Annotated in this window: 15 protein-coding genes; 9 read left to right on the forward strand and 6 right to left on the reverse strand. The window is 63.0% G+C overall.

The window, feature by feature from the left end; translation table 11 throughout:
- Window positions 1-4: 4 nt before the first annotated feature.
- The 4 genes from DIC66_RS15205 to DIC66_RS15220 all read right to left on the reverse strand — a co-directional run bounded on the left by DIC66_RS15205 (window position 5) and on the right by DIC66_RS15220 (window position 3,673).
- Window positions 5-607 (reverse strand): MarC family protein, encoded by a 603-nt coding sequence (locus tag DIC66_RS15205; protein WP_117178710.1) that lies wholly within the window; start codon window positions 605-607, stop codon window positions 5-7.
- Complete coding sequence (locus DIC66_RS15210) at window positions 607-1,020, reverse strand: VOC family protein (protein WP_117178712.1); 414 nt, start codon at window positions 1,018-1,020, stop codon at window positions 607-609. Before DIC66_RS15210 ends, DIC66_RS15205 begins: the two co-directional genes overlap by 1 nt.
- A 44-nt stretch (window positions 1,021-1,064) precedes the next feature.
- Window positions 1,065-1,442, reverse strand: coding sequence for a TraR/DksA family transcriptional regulator (locus tag DIC66_RS15215; protein WP_117178714.1), 378 nt, complete (start codon window positions 1,440-1,442; stop codon window positions 1,065-1,067).
- Window positions 1,443-1,573: 131 nt separating this feature from the next.
- Window positions 1,574-3,673, reverse strand: a complete 2,100-nt coding sequence (locus tag DIC66_RS15220) for a TonB-dependent receptor family protein (protein WP_117178716.1) — start codon at window positions 3,671-3,673, stop codon at window positions 1,574-1,576.
- 382 nt (window positions 3,674-4,055) lie between these two features.
- Here DIC66_RS15220 and DIC66_RS15225 point away from each other — a divergent pair, with 382 nt between their 5' ends.
- The 5 genes from DIC66_RS15225 to DIC66_RS23635 all read left to right on the forward strand — a co-directional run bounded on the left by DIC66_RS15225 (window position 4,056) and on the right by DIC66_RS23635 (window position 9,635).
- A complete protein-coding gene (locus DIC66_RS15225; RefSeq protein WP_117178718.1) occupies window positions 4,056-5,288 on the forward strand; it encodes a PQQ-dependent sugar dehydrogenase in 1,233 nt (410 codons plus the stop codon).
- Between the two features lie 88 nt (window positions 5,289-5,376).
- Entirely contained in the window at window positions 5,377-5,691 is a 315-nt protein-coding gene (locus DIC66_RS15230; protein WP_117178720.1) for a c-type cytochrome, read from the forward strand.
- A 187-nt stretch (window positions 5,692-5,878) separates the two neighbouring features.
- Window positions 5,879-6,550 carry a PhaM family polyhydroxyalkanoate granule multifunctional regulatory protein gene (locus DIC66_RS15235; protein ID WP_117178722.1) on the forward strand — a complete coding sequence of 224 codons (672 nt, stop codon included), beginning with the start codon at window positions 5,879-5,881 and terminating at the stop codon, window positions 6,548-6,550.
- A gap of 25 nt (window positions 6,551-6,575) precedes the next feature.
- Window positions 6,576-7,826 carry an FIST signal transduction protein gene (locus DIC66_RS15240; RefSeq protein WP_117178724.1) on the forward strand — a complete coding sequence of 417 codons (1,251 nt, stop codon included), beginning with the start codon at window positions 6,576-6,578 and terminating at the stop codon, window positions 7,824-7,826.
- A gap of 21 nt (window positions 7,827-7,847) precedes the next feature.
- Window positions 7,848-9,635: a methyl-accepting chemotaxis protein gene (locus DIC66_RS23635; protein ID WP_117178726.1), complete on the forward strand. Its 1,788-nt coding sequence runs from the start codon at window positions 7,848-7,850 to the stop codon at window positions 9,633-9,635.
- Between the two features lie 404 nt (window positions 9,636-10,039).
- On the opposite strand, the gene tgt is transcribed toward DIC66_RS23635, so the two are convergent.
- On the reverse strand, window positions 10,040-11,263 hold the full coding sequence (gene tgt, locus DIC66_RS15250; protein ID WP_117178728.1) for a tRNA guanosine(34) transglycosylase Tgt: 1,224 nt from the start codon (window positions 11,261-11,263) through the stop codon (window positions 10,040-10,042).
- Between the two features lie 88 nt (window positions 11,264-11,351).
- On the opposite strand from tgt, the gene DIC66_RS15255 reads away from it, so the two are divergent.
- The 4 genes from DIC66_RS15255 to DIC66_RS15270 all read left to right on the forward strand — a co-directional run bounded on the left by DIC66_RS15255 (window position 11,352) and on the right by DIC66_RS15270 (window position 14,091).
- Complete coding sequence (locus DIC66_RS15255; protein WP_117178730.1) at window positions 11,352-11,588, forward strand: AbrB/MazE/SpoVT family DNA-binding domain-containing protein; 237 nt, start codon at window positions 11,352-11,354, stop codon at window positions 11,586-11,588.
- Window positions 11,585-11,959, forward strand: coding sequence for a type II toxin-antitoxin system VapC family toxin (locus tag DIC66_RS15260; RefSeq protein ID WP_117178732.1), 375 nt, complete (start codon window positions 11,585-11,587; stop codon window positions 11,957-11,959). The genes DIC66_RS15255 and DIC66_RS15260 overlap by 4 nt, the downstream gene beginning before the upstream one ends.
- 68 nt (window positions 11,960-12,027) lie before the next feature.
- On the forward strand, window positions 12,028-13,551 hold the full coding sequence (locus DIC66_RS15265) for a bifunctional aminoglycoside phosphotransferase/ATP-binding protein (RefSeq protein WP_117178734.1): 1,524 nt from the start codon (window positions 12,028-12,030) through the stop codon (window positions 13,549-13,551).
- 78 nt (window positions 13,552-13,629) lie between these two features.
- Window positions 13,630-14,091 carry a CBS domain-containing protein gene (locus DIC66_RS15270; protein WP_117178736.1) on the forward strand — a complete coding sequence of 154 codons (462 nt, stop codon included), beginning with the start codon at window positions 13,630-13,632 and terminating at the stop codon, window positions 14,089-14,091.
- 24 nt (window positions 14,092-14,115) lie between these two features.
- Here DIC66_RS15270 and queA read toward each other — a convergent pair whose 3' ends face one another.
- Window positions 14,116-15,246: a tRNA preQ1(34) S-adenosylmethionine ribosyltransferase-isomerase QueA gene (queA, locus tag DIC66_RS15275; protein ID WP_117178738.1), complete on the reverse strand. Its 1,131-nt coding sequence runs from the start codon at window positions 15,244-15,246 to the stop codon at window positions 14,116-14,118.
- Window positions 15,247-15,256: the final 10 nt, after the last annotated feature.

The following is a 15,256-nucleotide window of genomic DNA, read 5'->3' on the forward strand; positions in this document are numbered from 1 at the left end:
ACGCCTAGGCGTGGCTTAGCTGCAGTGCAAAGGTCTTGATGCCACGCAGCATCATTTCAATCGAGACCGACACCAGCACCAGGCCCATGAGCCGCTCCACCGCCACCACCAGGCGGGTGCCGATGAGGCGCTGAATGCGCTCGGCCGACACCAGCACCACCGCGCTCACCAGCATGGTGACACACAGGGCGCCGATCCACTCCATGCGGCGCTCGGGCTGTTGTGACACCAGCAGCAACACGGTGGCCAGGGCACTGGGGCCTGCTATTGCCGGCACGGCCAGCGGCACGATCAGCGGCTCCTCCATCTGCTCCGGGTCCGGCCCTTCTGCGTGCGGGAACACCATGCGCAGGGCGATCAGGAACAGGATCACGCCGCCGCCGATTTGCAGCGCCAGCTCCGAGAGGTTCATCACCTGCAGAAAGCGCTCGCCCACAAACATGAAGGTCAGCAGCAGCACAAACGCAATCAGGATTTCACGCAGGATGACCCAGGGCCTGCGCTCGGGTGACACGTGCTTGAGCGCGTTGGCAAAGATGGGGATGTTGCCCACCGGGTCGGTGATCAGCACCAGCAGGATGGTGGCCGAGGCAAAGGTGTAATTCATCATGTGGCGCACAGCGTGTCGAGCGAGGCAAAGCCCTTGATCTCCAGCGGGTTGCCGAAGGGGTCCAGAAAAAACAGGGTCCATTGCTCGCCGGGTTGCCCGGCAAAGCGCAGCTGCGGCTCCAGCACAAAGACGGTGTGGGCGGCTTGCAGGCGCCCGGCCATGGCCTGCCAGTCGGGCAGGGCCAGCACCAGGCCGAAGTGCGGCATGGGCACCAGGTGCTCTCCCACATGGCCGGTCAGCGCCGTCTTGAAGGGCTCGCCCAGGTGCAGCGAGAGCTGGTGGCCAAAGAAATCAAAGTCCACCCAGGTGGCGGTGCTGCGGCCCTCCACGCAGCCCAGCACCTCGCCGTAAAAGCGGCGCGCCAGGTCCAGGTCGGTGACGTTGAAGGCGAAATGGAAGAGGCTGCGCATGGCCGCAGGATAGCAGCCCGGCACGCTCTTTCAGGCGCTGGCGCTCAGACGCGGCTGGCCTTGGCCTGCTTCTCCAGCTTTTCCTGGCAGGTGATGCAGCGGCTGGCTTCGGGTGCGGCCAGAAGGCGGGCCTCGGCAATGGCGGCGCCGCAGTCCACGCACTCGCCGTAGGTGCCGTCGGCAATGCGCTTCAGGGCAGCGTCCACGGTGGCTATCTCGTGGGTGTCATGGGCGTCCATGGCCAGTTCCAGATCGCGTGCGGTATTGGCTGCGGCCTCGGTGTCCTCGCGGCTGGCAAAGTGTTCGGTAGAAGCCTGGGCGCGGCCCACCTCGCCTCCGCGCAGGGTGGTGAGCTGGGTCAGCAGCGACTGGCGTTGCTGCAACAGGGTGGCTTTGAAGGCGGTGGTGTCGAGGTGCTTCATGGCAGACCTTTTATGAATGAACAAGGCCATGGTGCGCCTTCACCCTTCACCAGACTTTGATAGGGATCAATCCGCCTGCCGGTGTACACCTCAAGGGGCGGCCCTCGCAGGCCTGCCCCTTGGCCGTGCGATCAGATGGGCAGGTTCAGGCTCAGGCCCAGCGTCCAGTTTTGCGGCAGGCCGGGCTCGTAAAACTGGCTGGAGGCCTGGTTGACGATGACCGAGCCCACGTACTTCTCGTCGCTGACGTTGTTGAGGCGGCCGTACAAGGTGAGCGCACCCTTGCCAACGCCCCAGCGCTGGCTGGCGCTGAGGTTGAAGACCGTGCGGCCGTCGGCCGACTCGGTGTTGAGGTCATTGGCGTAGATGCGCCCGGCTTGCACCATCTCCACGCCCAGGCGCAGTCCACTGGCCTTGGCCGGGGTGGCCTCGCTGGTCCATGCCAGTTCGGAGAACAGGGAGGACTGGGGGATTCCCGGCAGCTTGTTGCCGCTGGCAATGGTCACGCCGTTGGTGGTGAAGCGTTGCGAGTAAGAGGCGTCGATCATGGAGGCCGAGGCATTGAAGCTCAGATGCGGCGTGAGCTGCGTGCTGCCAGACAACTCCCAACCCGTGCGCGAAGTGCCGGGGGCGTTGATGTAAGCGATTTGGCCATTCGTGTTTTTGGCGGCCACCAGCTCATCCACGGTATTGACCTGGTACAGGGCCAGGTCGATGCGGGAGGACGCATTGGGTACCCACTTGGCGCCCAGTTCGTAATGCTGGCTGCTGGATGCATTGAGCGTCGTGTTGAACTGCCCTACGGGCGCGCTGGCCGGGTTGGACGGGTTGAGCTTGTAAGCCATTTCGGCCAGCGTGGGGGTTTCGAAGCCCTTGCCGTAGTTGGCATACAGGTTCAGGGAATCACTGGCGTGGAAGGTGAGGCCCAGCACCGGGTTGGTGGCTTGATAGGACACGTTGCCCGTGCCGTCCGGGTTGCCTGACGAGACGGGGTAGTAGTCTTCGCTGGTAAAGCGCACCGTGCTCTGGCGCACTCCAGCAGAGACCGACACCACATCGCTGAGCAGCGCTGTGCCTTGCGCAAACAGATCGCTGTTTTCGGACTGGTTGTCTTCGCTGCGGGTGGGCGAGCCGGACTTTTGGCCGATCGGGCTCGAGCCCGCCTGGCGGTACTCGCGCGAGCGGTCAAACTCGTAGCCTGCCGCCCAGTCCACGGGGGTGCCGGACCACACCGCCCGCTGGTTGTATTGCAGACCCACGCCAAAGTAGGCGCGGTTCAGGCCGATCCAGTTGCCAGCCGCCTGGTACTGCAGGTTTTCACGGGTGCCGTAGTAGGCGCGCCCGGTGAACGAGCGCTCCTGGTCCACGGTGTAGGTGGCCGAGCTGCCCAACTGGTTTTGCAGTACGACCTTGCGTACGCCAGCACTGATGGCGTTGGTGCCCGCCTGTGAAGGGTCCCGGTTTAGTTGCGTACGCGTCAGCCCCACCGGGTCCTGAGCCAGGGGCATGTCGAACTGGTTGAACACCACGTTGACGTGCAGCTGCTCGCTGGCATCAAACCCGATCTTGGTGTTGAACTGCTTGCGCTCGGTGAAGCTGTTGGCGCGGTAGCCGTCAATGGTGAAGGTGCTGTAGTCAGCCATGATGCCCACCGTGCCCAGGGTGTCACCAAACTGGTAGTCGGCGCGGTGCAGGCCATAGGAGCCCACGTAGTACTGGTAGCCCAGCTCAGGCTCCTTGGGTGCGGCCTTGCTGAATGCCTGGATCACGCCGCCCGAGGAGTTGCCATACAGCAGCGCCATCGGGCCGCGCAGCACCTCGATGCGGTCGGTGGAGGTCAGGCTGATCGAAGAACCCTGGCCCTGGCCGTCCGGGGTGGTGGCCGGGATGCCGTCGATCAGCAGGCGTATGCCGCGTATGCCAAAGGCCGAGCGGGCACCAAAGCCGCGAATGGACACCTGCAAGTCCTGCGCATAGTTCTGGCGGTCCAGGATGGTCAGGCCCGGCACGCGGCCTAGCGATTCCGACAGATTGACCTGGGGGCCCGCGCCCTGGATAGTTTCGCGTGCCACGCTTTGCACGGCAGCGGGCGCGTCAAAGCTGCGCTGTTCGCTGCGCGAGGCGGAAACCACGACTTCGTTCAGGGATTGGGCCGCGGCGGGAAACGCGCTGAGCACGCCCAGCAGCGAGAGTGAGTGAACCAAAAGGGTTGGCTTGCAGGTTGTAAACATGTGTCTCTTCGGTTTTATATATATAAAAAATCGGGTTGAGCTTGAGGGCCCAACCTATTCCGGGATGTCTCCTGGATGACAGGCATTTTGACCGAGCCGGCCGCAAACCCGCATGGTTGCAGGCCCGGAACTACAAACTTCTCTCATTTTGAAATTTATTACAGATCCTTGTGCAGAAAGATGCCGCCCTTCTTCCGCACTGATTGCACTTTTTGCGGGTTAACCCGGTCCACATGGATGAAAGGGGCTTTCTATATTCAGGCCAGTCCTCGACAAATCTTCCCGATTTTTTCAAGGCAACTGAAACTCCGTCGTCAAACCATACAAAGGGACAACTGTGAAACTGATTCAACTTACTTCGCTCGCTCTGGCTGTTGCAGCCATGGGCACAACCGGGGCTATTGCCCAGGACGGTAATCTGTCGACGCTTCAGCGTATGGGCAACACCGCCACCAGCATGACCATTCCTTCCATTCCCCAGGAAGGCAAGAATGCTGATGCGATTCGCGCCAATCTGAAGAAAGTCAAGTTGCCCGATGGTTTCAAGATTGACCTGTACGCCGTGGTGCCGGATGCGCGCTACATGGCCGTGGCCCCCTCCACCAACATGCTGTTTGTCGGCACCCGCAAGACCAACGTCTATGCCGTGACCAACCGCAACAATGGCGACGCAGCCACCGAAGTCAAAGTCTTCGCGCCGTCCATCAAATTCAGCAACCCCAATGGCGTGTGCTTCACCAAAGACGGTTTCCTGATCGTTGCCGAATCCAATCGCCTGCTGCATTTCCCCGCTGCCGAGTACTTCTATGAAGGTCCGGACGTGGCCGTGGGCGTGGTCGTTCCCGAAGGCAAACTGATCCCGGTGGAAGAGCAGTCGTTCAACCACACCGGTCGTGTCTGCAAGGTGGCCGCTGATGGCAAGATCTTTGTCAGCATGGGTCAGCCCTACAACGTGCAGCCCGCTGAAAAAGTGGCGCTGTTCGAAGAGCTGGGTATTGGCGGCGTGCTGCGCTTCAATGGCCTGGACGGCTCTGGCCGCACGGTCTACTCCAAGGGCATGCGCAACCCGGCTGGCCTGTCCATCGGACCCAAGGGCGACATCTGGACTACCGACAACCAGGTCGACGGTCTGGGTGATGACATCCCGCCGGGCGAGCTGAACAAGCTCTCCAAGGCCGGCGAGCATTTTGGCTTCCCCTACTGGAATGGCCGCTTCAAAGTGGCGGGCTCTCCTGCCGCCATGGATCTGAAGGACATGAAGGAGCCCGCTGGTGCCATCGCCCCGCAAGTGGAGTTCCCCGCGCACCAGGCCCAGCTCGGCCTGACCCACTACACCGGCAAGGCTTTCCCGGCCAAGTACCAGGGCGGTCTGTTTGTGGCATCGCACGGTTCCTGGAACCGCACCACACCCAGCGGTTACCTGATCAACTTCGTGCCAATCAAGGCCGATGGCAATGCGGGCCCGTCGGAAGTGTTTGCCGATGGCTTCCTGGACAAGACCACTGGTCGTGCGCTGGCTCGTCCCGTGGACGTGGCCAACCTGCCTGACGGCTCCATTCTGGTGTCCGATGACTACGCTGGCGCGATCTACCGCATCAGCTACGCCGGTATGTAATTGGAGATAAGGCACGGGCCGGGTGCCCGTGCCAGAATCAAGCACGGGGCTCCTTCAGGGAGCCCTCTTTATTTCAGACAGATTCACCATGAAGAACACACTATTTTTTATTCTGATGTGCACCGCATTTGCGAGCTATGCCGATGACGCGGCCGAAGGCCGCCTGAAGGCAGATGCCGCCTGTTCCCTGTGCCATGGCCACAATGGTGTGTCCACGCTGCCCAACGCCCCCAATCTGGCCGGACAGCAGGCCATTTACGTGAGCGAACAGTTGCGCAATTACCGCAGCGGCAAGCGCCAGAACGAAGTGATGAACATGATTGCCAAACAGCTGACGGACTCGGAAATTACCCATCTTGCAGCCTGGTTCGGCTCGATCAAGGTGACAGTCGAAACACCCTGACGGCGATTGGCCGTTGAAGTCCAGGCGCATGCAGAGCGCATGTGCACCTGGCATGGCAGCAGCCGATCGTGCAGGAATGCAGCCGATCGGCGCTTTTGCTGTGCCAGATTAAGCCAAAGCGGGGTTTCCATGGAGTACAGTGACAGCAAAGGCAGGCAGTCACCACCCAACAGCCCAAGGAGACACCATGAGCGACGCAGACAGCGCAGGATTCGGCAAGTTCGTTCCCGGTTTTGATTTTTTGCAAAACCTGGCTAAAGGGGCTTCGGCCAGTGTCCCGCAAATGCCCAACCTGGGCAGCTGGGTTGCGCCCACGCTGAACGTGGAAGAACTCGACAAGCGCATTGAAGAACTCAAGAACGTGCAATTCTGGCTGGAGCAAAACTCCCGCGCCCTGAGCGCCACCATCCAGGCACTGGAAGTGCAACGCATGACGCTGGCCACGCTCAAGGGCATGAACTTCAATCTGGGTGACCTGGCCAAGGTATTCACGCCCCAAGCCAGCGCGCCCAAGGCGGCTGAAAAGCCGCCCGAGAAAGCGCCTGAAAAACCAGCCCCCGCGGAGACACCACCGGAAGCTGCGCCAGAGCAGGCGGCCAAACCCGCAGCCGCAGCGTCAGGCGCCAGCATGGTGGACCCCTTGCAGCTGTGGGGGTCTCTGACCCAGCAGTTCCAGCAAATTGCGGCCACCGCCCTGAAGGACGTGAGCACCAAGGCGGCGGCAGACCTGGGCAAGGGCATGGCAGCCAGCATGGCCCGGGGCGCCGCCACACCGGCCAAGAAAGCCGCAGCCAAAAAAGCTCCCGCCAAAAAGGCCCCGGCGCGCAAGGCCGCTTCCCGCAAAACGACGGGCAAATAAGCGGCCCGGCAAGGGGGCTCCCAAGATGAAACTTTTTCCGTATGGACATGCCACGCACCCGCAGTGGCAAATGGCTGCCGCCCTGGTGCTGGCGCAATTGCGCGCCCAGATGGCCTTGCACGGGTATGCCGCCAACCCCACGCTGGCACTGCTCTACATCACCGACCACTATGCCAATGCAGCGCAGGACATCCTGGAGTACCTGGGTGCTGAGCTGCCCCTGATCACCGACTGGTCAGGCACCGTGGGTGTGGGCATCAGCTCCAATAACGTGGAGTACTTTGACGAGCCCGCGATGGCCGTGATGCTGCTGGAGCTGCCCAGTGACCAGTACCGGGTGTTTTCCGGCGTGGCGCCGCTGGGCCTGGGCTTTGAGGCGCACAGCGCCCTGGTGCATGGCGACGGCAGCACCCCCGACATTACCGAACTGGTGTACGAGCTGGCGCACCGCACCGATTCCGAATTCCTGTTTGGCGGCCTGTCCTCCAGCCGCAGGGCCAGCGTGCAGTTTGCCGTGGCCGGTGACGGCAATATCAGCGGGCAGGGGGCGGCCACCGGGGTGTTCAGTGGGGGCCTGAGTGGTGTGGCCTTTGGCCCGGGAGTTGGGCTGGTCTCGCGCGTGACGCAGGGCTGCAAGCCGGTATCCAAAGTGCGCACCATCACTGCGGCCGATGGCAACCTGATTCTGCAACTCGATGGTGAGGCGGCGCTGGATGTGCTTCTGGCCGATCTGCACATCACCCTGGACGAGCCGCAGGAGGCCCTGCAAATCGTGCGTGCCACCCTGGTGGGGCTGGCCGGGGTGGACGGCGAGCCGGTGCGCCAGACCGGCAACTTCGGCAACGACGTCACGGTGCGCCACATCATCGGGCTGGACCCGGCACGCCGTGGCGTGGCCGTGGGCGAGCAGGTGCAGACCGGCGCACGCATGGCTTTTTGCCAGCGCAACATGCAGGCGGCCCGGGCCGACCTGATGCGCATCTGCGCCGAAATCCGCGAAGAGCTGGAGCCGCAGGAAATGCCGCTGCAGACGGCTACCGCACTGGCCGAGTCCGAACTGGAGGCTGCACCTCACCCGGCACGGCGCATAGCTGGCGCTATTTATGTGAGCTGCGTGGGGCGTGGCGGGCCGCACTTTGGCGGCGCCAGCGCCGAGCTGCAACTGGTGCGCAGGGCCCTGGGCGATGTGCCCCTGGTCGGCTTCTTTGCCGATGGCGAAATCGCCCATGACCATTTGTACGGCTATACCGGCGTGCTGACCGTATTCACAACATAAAAGAGTTCCGTTGGAGTAAGTATGAATACCTCGAATACCAAGATTGCCACCCTGCTCAAGCTGGGGTTCGGCCTGCTGGGCCTGCTGATTGTGCTGATGGGCGCGCTGAGCTACTTCAAGGCGGGCGGGGCCGAACAGGCCTTTGAGAATGTGGTGGACAACCGCTACCCCAAGATCAGCGCCCTGCACACCATCAATGACCGCCTCAAGGAGTCGGCCCGCCTGCAGCGGGACATGCTGCTGCTGTCAGATGCGGACGATATCAAGAAGTCCGCACAGACCATAGCCGGCCTGCAAAAGGACAACTCGGAATTGCTGGCCAAAATCGATCCGACCTTCAAGTCCGAAAAGGGGCGCGCCTTGCTCAAGGCACTCGAAGAAGTACGCACGGCCTATCTGCCTTTGAGCCAGAAGTTCGTCACGCAAGCGGCTTCCTCCCAGGAGATGGCCAAGATCACCTTGCAGACCGAAATGGCGGCGCTGGAGCAGAAATATTTTGCGGCGGTGGATGCGCTGATCGCCTTCCAGGAAGATCAGATGCAGATCGCCAAAACCGATGCGTCGTCGGCCATCAACCAGATTCAAACCACCTTGCTGGTCTCGGGTGTGCTGGCGCTCCTGGTGGCCACAGTGGCGGCACTCTGGATTACACGCGCGGTGACCCGCCCCATCAACCAGGCGGTGGACGTGGCCCGTGCCGTGGCAGCGGGCGATCTGACGTATGCGTTTGAACCCAAGGGCGAAAGTGAAACCGGCATTTTGCTGCGCGCCCTCAAGGACATGCAGGGTGGCCTGGTGCAGGTGGTGTCCAACGTGCGACATGGCTCTGAGAGCGTGGCAACCGCCTCGGCCGAAATCGCCCAGGGCAACCATGACCTGTCCTCGCGCACCGAAAGCCAGGCCAGCGCACTGGAGCAGACAGCCGCCTCCATGGAAGAACTGGGCGCCCAGGTCAAGCAAAACGCCGACAGCGCGCGCCAGGCCAACCAGTTGGCCATGACCGCTTCCAAAGTGGCGGTGCAGGGCGGCGAGGTGGTGGGTCAGGTGGTGCAGACCATGCAGGGCATCAACGAGAGCTCACGCCGCATTGCCGACATCATCGGTGTGATTGACGGCATCGCCTTCCAGACCAACATCCTGGCGCTCAACGCGGCCGTGGAAGCCGCGCGCGCCGGTGAGCAGGGCCGCGGCTTCGCCGTGGTGGCCTCCGAGGTGCGCTCCCTGGCCGGCCGCAGCGCCGACGCTGCCAAGGAAATCAAGACCCTGATCAACGCCAGCGTGGAACGCGTGGAGCAGGGCACGGCCCTGGTGGACAAGGCCGGTGTCACCATGACCGAGGTGGTGGGCTCGATTCGCCGTGTCACCGACATCATGGGCGAGATCAGCTCGGCCAGCACCGAGCAGTCGTCCGCCGTGGCCCAGGTGGGTGAGGCGGTCACGCAAATGGACCATGCCACCCAGCAGAACGCCGCTCTGGTGGAGCAGATGGCGGCGGCCGCCAGCAGCCTCAAATCCCAGGCGGGTGAGCTGGTGCAGACGGTGGCGTCCTTCAAGCTCAATGCGGCCGAACACCTGCCCATGCCGATCAAGGTGGATGTGCGCGCCCCTTCATCGCAAAACAAACCCTTCAAGGGCCCCGAGCGCCGCGCCGTGCCCCGGCCGCCGGGTGCATCACAGGGTACTGCGAAACCCTTCAAGGCCGCGGCCCCTGCGGCTGCGGCAGCCAAGCCGACCGCCACCACGGTGACGCCCAAGGCGGCGCCCAAGCCTACGCCGGCGGGTGGTGATGACGAGTGGGAAACCTTTTGAACTTAGCCGGTTGAAGGTTGTGTGCTGGCTGGGATGAGTTTTTTCGCTCGCTACGCGGGAAGGGGATACGCCGGGCTCCTCATGGTGCGAGCACAAATCGTCACCCGGCGTATCCCCTTCCCGCGCGACCCCCGTGTGAACCAGCGATGCAGGACAGTGCGCGCCGGTTGTACGGTCGGTGTTCGGTATTTTTTGTCAAGTGCAGCAACGCTCCAGTGAGCAGGAGGGGCAAGGGCGGGCGACGATTTGTGGTACTCCACCATGAGGAGCTCGCCCTTGCCCCTCCTGCGCACCCATACGCAGGTATGAAACCTTCGATCGCCAAATTGCGGACGCATTTGAAGGCCCGCTTCTAGCCTACACCGCACTTCCTCTAACTGTGCCTACCCACCAGGCTCAGCCTGTCAGACCCCGCGTGCCCGGTCCGTGTTGAACTGCGCCACAAAGGCGCCAAAAGTTCCGGCGTCCAGCGCGTCGCGTATGTCCTGCATCAGGCTCAGGTAGTAGTGCAGGTTGTGCACGCTGGCCAGCATGGGGCCCAGCATTTCACCGCAGCGGTCCAGGTGGTGCAGGTAGGCGCGGCTGAAGCCTGCGCGGCCGCCCTGTTCCCAGGACAGCGAGCCCGCAGCTGTGGGGCTGCCCGCGCAGGCGTAGCAGGTGCAGGACTCATCGATGGGTCGCTCATCGGTCTTGTGGCGGGCGTTGCGGATTTTGAGGTCACCGTAGCGAGAAAACAGCGTGCCGTTGCGCGCGTTGCGCGTGGGCATCACGCAGTCAAACATGTCGATGCCGTTTTGCACGCCGGCAATCAGGTCTTCGGGCGTGCCCACGCCCATCAGGTAATGCGGCTTGTGCGCAGGCAGCTTGGGGCCCACGTGTTTCAACAGACGCAGCATGTCCTCCTTGGGCTCACCCACCGAGAGGCCGCCAATGGCAATGCCGGGAAAGTCCAGGGCTTCCAGCCCGGCCAGGGACTCGTCGCGCAGGTGCTCGAACATGCCGCCCTGCACAATGCCAAACAGGGCGTTGGGGTTTTCCAGGCGCGCAAACTCGGTCTTGCAGCGCGCCGCCCAGCGCAGGCTGAGTTCCATGGAGCTGCGGGCCTCGCGCTCGGTGGTGATCTGCCCCTTGGTCTTGGGCTCCACCGACAGATAGGGCGTGCACTCGTCAAACTGCATGGCGATGTCGCTGTTCAGAATGGTCTGTATCTGCATGCTGATCTCGGGCGTGAGAAACAGCTTGTCGCCATTCACCGGTGAGGAAAACTTCACGCCCTCCTCAGAAATCTTGCGCATCTCGCCCAGGCTCCACACCTGGAAGCCGCCCGAGTCGGTGAGGATGGGCTTGTCCCACTTCTCGAAGGCATGCAGGCCGCCGAACTGTTTCACCACATCCAGCCCCGGGCGCATCCACAGGTGAAAGGTGTTGCCCAGGATGATTTGCGCGTTCATGTCCAGCAGGCTTTGCGGCGTGACGCCCTTGACCGTGCCATAGGTGCCCACCGGCATGAAGATGGGGGTCTGGATCACGCCGTGGTTCAGCGTGAGCTGCCCGCGCCGCGCGTGGCTGCCCAGGTACGAGCCATCAGCAGTGGCGGGGTCGGATTTCAGGAGGTCAAATTTGAGCATGGGGGCGATTTTACCTGTCGACGATTTACCTTCTTTCTTGCTTGAATATATACTTTGCTTTACTTTTTAAAAAGTAAAGGATTAAAAAATGTCTGACATACTGGAAGTAGAAGCCATTGTCTCCAGCAAGGGGCAGGTCACCCTGCCGGCCGCCATGCGCGCCAAGTTGGGCATCACAGCGGGCTCGCACATCCACTTTGAGCTGCGTGGCAACGAGCTGGTCATTAAACCGGAGCTGCCCATGAGCGCCTACTACGGCATGCTCAAGGGCTATGACTTGGGCGACATCGAACCCGAGAAAGAGCCGGACCGGGAGTTCGAATGAATGTAGTGGATTCCTCCGGCTGGATAGAGTTTTTCAAGGCCGGTGCCAATGGTCCGGTTTTCAAGCCAGTGATTGAAGACCGCCACGCCCTGCTGGTACCCACCATCGCCCTGTTTGAAGTGCACAAGGTCTTGAGTCGCAGCCTGCCTGCAGAGCTGGTCAAGCGTTGTCTGGACGTAATGCGTTTGGGTCAGGTGCTGGACCTGACCGATGCGCGCGCCATCGCTGCCTCCACCATTTCTGCCCAACACAAGCTGGCCATGGCCGATGCCGCCATGTACAGCATGGCGCGCGAGTTTGAGGCCAGCTTCTGGACTCAGGACGTGGACTACCGCGGGCTGCCCGGCGTGCAGTACTGCGCCAAAGGCTGACTCCCCGGACCCGCCTGCTTGCGCTAGCGCAATTGACAGACTGATATGCCATGACACCATGGCGGTCGATGCCACACCCACCCTCCGCGCTGCCGCCGCTCATCCACGCCTTGCTGTCGCCCGGGCGCCATGGTCCCGGTGTTGGCCAGGTGGAGCTGCTGGAAACCGCCATCTCCTGGGTGCTGCTGGCGGGCGACCTGGCCTACAAGATCAAGAAGCCGCTCAAGCTGTCTTTTCTGGACTTCAGCACCCTGGCCTTGCGCAAACACTGCTGCGAAGAAGAGCTGCGCCTGAACCGACGCTACGCACCCGACCTGTATCTGGCCGTGGTCCCGCTGTTTCACACGCCAGAAGATCCGCAGTGGTGCGGCAGCGGCGCACCGATTGAATACGCCGTCAAGATGCGCCGCTTTGCGCAAAGCGGGCGGCTGGACCACGTGTGTGACCAGGGTGAGTTGCTGCCCCGGCACCTGTCCGGGCTGGCCCACAGCCTGACGGCCTTCCATGCGGCCGCGGCCGTGGTGCCCCCGGGCTCGTACTTTGGGAGTGCGGCCTGCGTGCGGGAGCAGGCCCTGCAAAATTTTGATGACCTGCGCACGCTGGTGCAGGACAGTGCATTGCAGCAGCGCCTGCAGGCCCTGCAAAGCTGGACCGAGCAGCAGCACGGGCAACTGGCCGCGCGGATGGAGCGCCGCCACGACAGCGGCCATGTGCGTGAGTGCCACGGCGACCTGCACCTGGGCAATCTGGTGCTGCTGGACCAGACCATACGGCTGTTTGACTGCATCGAGTTCAGCGAATCATTGCGCTGGATCGACGTGGCCAGTGAGCTGGCCTTTCTGTATGTGGACCTGCGGGCGCGCCAGCAGAATGGGCTGGCCTGCTGGCTGGTGAATGAAGCCCTGAGCGACAACGGCGACTATGGCAGCGTGCTCCTGCTGCGCTTCTATGCCGTCTACCGCGCCCTGGTGCGTACCAAGGTCGCGTTCATGCAGGCTACTCAAAACGGCAGTAGCACCGACGCTGCCTTGCACTACCTGGCACTGGCTGAGAAGCTCTCCCTGCCGCCACCCATCTCGCTGTGCATCACCCATGGTGTGTCGGGCAGCGGCAAGACCTTTGGCAGCAACGCAGTGCTGCTGGGGGACGCCACGGCCTGCACCATCCGCCTGCGTACCGATGTGGAGCGCAAACGCCTGTCCGGCCTGCAGTCCCTGGAGCCCAGTGGTGCCGCCCTCAACACCGGCATCTATGCGCCCCAGGCTCACGCAACCCTCTATGCCCACCTGTTGACCCTGGCCGAAGGTCTGCTGCAGGCCGGATGGTCGGTGCTGGTGGATGGCACCTTCCTGCACCGGGTGGACCGTGACCGCTTCGCTGCGCTGGCCGCCCAACACCACGCCGCTTTTGGCATCCTGGCACCGCAGGCCACGCCAGAGCAGTTGCGCCAGCGGATTCAGCAGCGCCAGGCCAGCAGCCAGGATGCCTCCGAGGCCACCCTGGAGGTGCTGCAACACCAGCTGCAGGAGCTGGAGCCGCTGGCTGCAGACGAACCCCTGTGGTCGCCTGCCAGTGCCACGCCGCCGCCTTGATAAATGGCAAGCGGCCGGCCCCGCAGCTCACAACAATGAATGGCTGGGCGATACCGATTTGCAGCACAGGAGAACAGCATGGGCGAGCGTTTAACCACCGGTGAAATCAGCACCCGCAGCGTGACCATCGCCTTCCGGCGGACCTCGCTGGGTGGTGCGGCGCGGCTGATGCGCGACAACCATGTGGGCTGCCTGGTGGTGGTGCAGGAAACCGATGGACACAACACCGTCGTGGGGATGCTGACCGACCGTGACATCGTCACCGCCGTGGTCGCCCCGGAGCTGGACCTGAACCGCTACTGCGTGGAAGACGTGATGAGCACCGATCTGGTCACCGCGCGCGAGGACGATTCATTGATCGACCTGATGCGCACCATGCGCCGCGAAGGTGTGCGCCGCGTTCCCGTGGTGGGTGCCCAGGGCGAGCTGCTGGGTCTGGTCACCCTGGACGATGTGCTGGACATTCTGGCCGAAGAGCTCAGCCTGCTGGTGGGCACCATCCAGAGCGGCAAGCAGCGCGAGCGCCAGATGCGGATCTAAGCTGCCCAACGGTGAGGACGCTTCTCAGGCCAGCCGCTCCAGCAGCATCGCATCCCCATAGCTGAAGAAGCGGTATTCATTGGCAATCGCATGGCGGTACAGCGCCATGATGGGCTGGTACCCGGCAAAGGCGCTCACCAGCATCATCAGGCTGGACTTGGGCAAATGGAAGTTGGTCAGCAGCAGGTCCACATGCTGGAAGGCAAAGCCGGGTGTGATGAAGATGGTGGTGTCGCCGCTGGCCAGCCCAGTCTTTGCCCAACTCTCCAGCGTACGCACCGTGGTCGTGCCCACCGCCACCACACGGCCACCGCGCGCCTTGCACTGGGAAATAGCTTGCTGGGTGCTGGCGGGCACCTCGTACCACTCGCTGTGCATCTGGTGCTCGGAGAGGTTCTCGGTCTTCACCGGCTGGAAGGTGCCCGCGCCCACATGCAGGGTGACGTTGGCGCGCTGTACGCCCATGGTCTCCAACTGGGCCAGCAGGGCTTCGTCAAAGTGCAGGGCAGCGGTGGGGGCGGCCACTGCGCCGGGGTTTTTGGCAAACACGGTCTGGTAGCGCTGGGCGTCTTCGGCAGAATCCGTGTGGGTGATGTATGGCGGCAGCGGCACATGGCCGTGGCGCTCCATCAGGGTGTAGGGGCTGTCGCCGTGGTCGTTGGAGAGCACAAAGCGGAAGATCTGGCCATTGGCATCCGGCCAGCGCCCCAGCAGGGTGGCACTCAAGCCATCTTCGTGGCCCGGTGCGCACAGCAACTTGATGGTGGTGCCCACCTCGGGCTTTTTACTCACCCGCATGTGCGCAGCCACCTGGTTGCCGCCCAGCACGCGTTCCACCAACAGTTCCACCTTGCCGCCGGTGGGCTTTTCGCCAAACAGACGGGCGTTGAGCACCTTGGTGTCGTTGAACACCAGCAGGTCACCAGCGCGCAGCAGGCCGGGCAGTTCACGGAAGATGCGGTCCACCGGCGCGTCTGCGCGGCCATCGAGCAGGCGCGAGCCGCTGCGCTCGGGCGCGGGGTGCTGGGCGATCAGCGCCTCGGGCAATACGAAATCAAAGTCGCTCAGGGTGTAGGGGCGGCCGCTGGCGTCAGGGGACAGAGGAGCGGTGGAGGACGAGGCAGAGGGCGACGGGGCGCCAGAAGAATGGGGCATGTGCTTGAGG

Origin of the sequence: Rhodoferax lacus (assembly GCF_003415675.1) — a bacterium.
Classification (GTDB): Bacteria; Pseudomonadota; Gammaproteobacteria; order Burkholderiales; family Burkholderiaceae_C; genus Allorhodoferax; species Allorhodoferax lacus.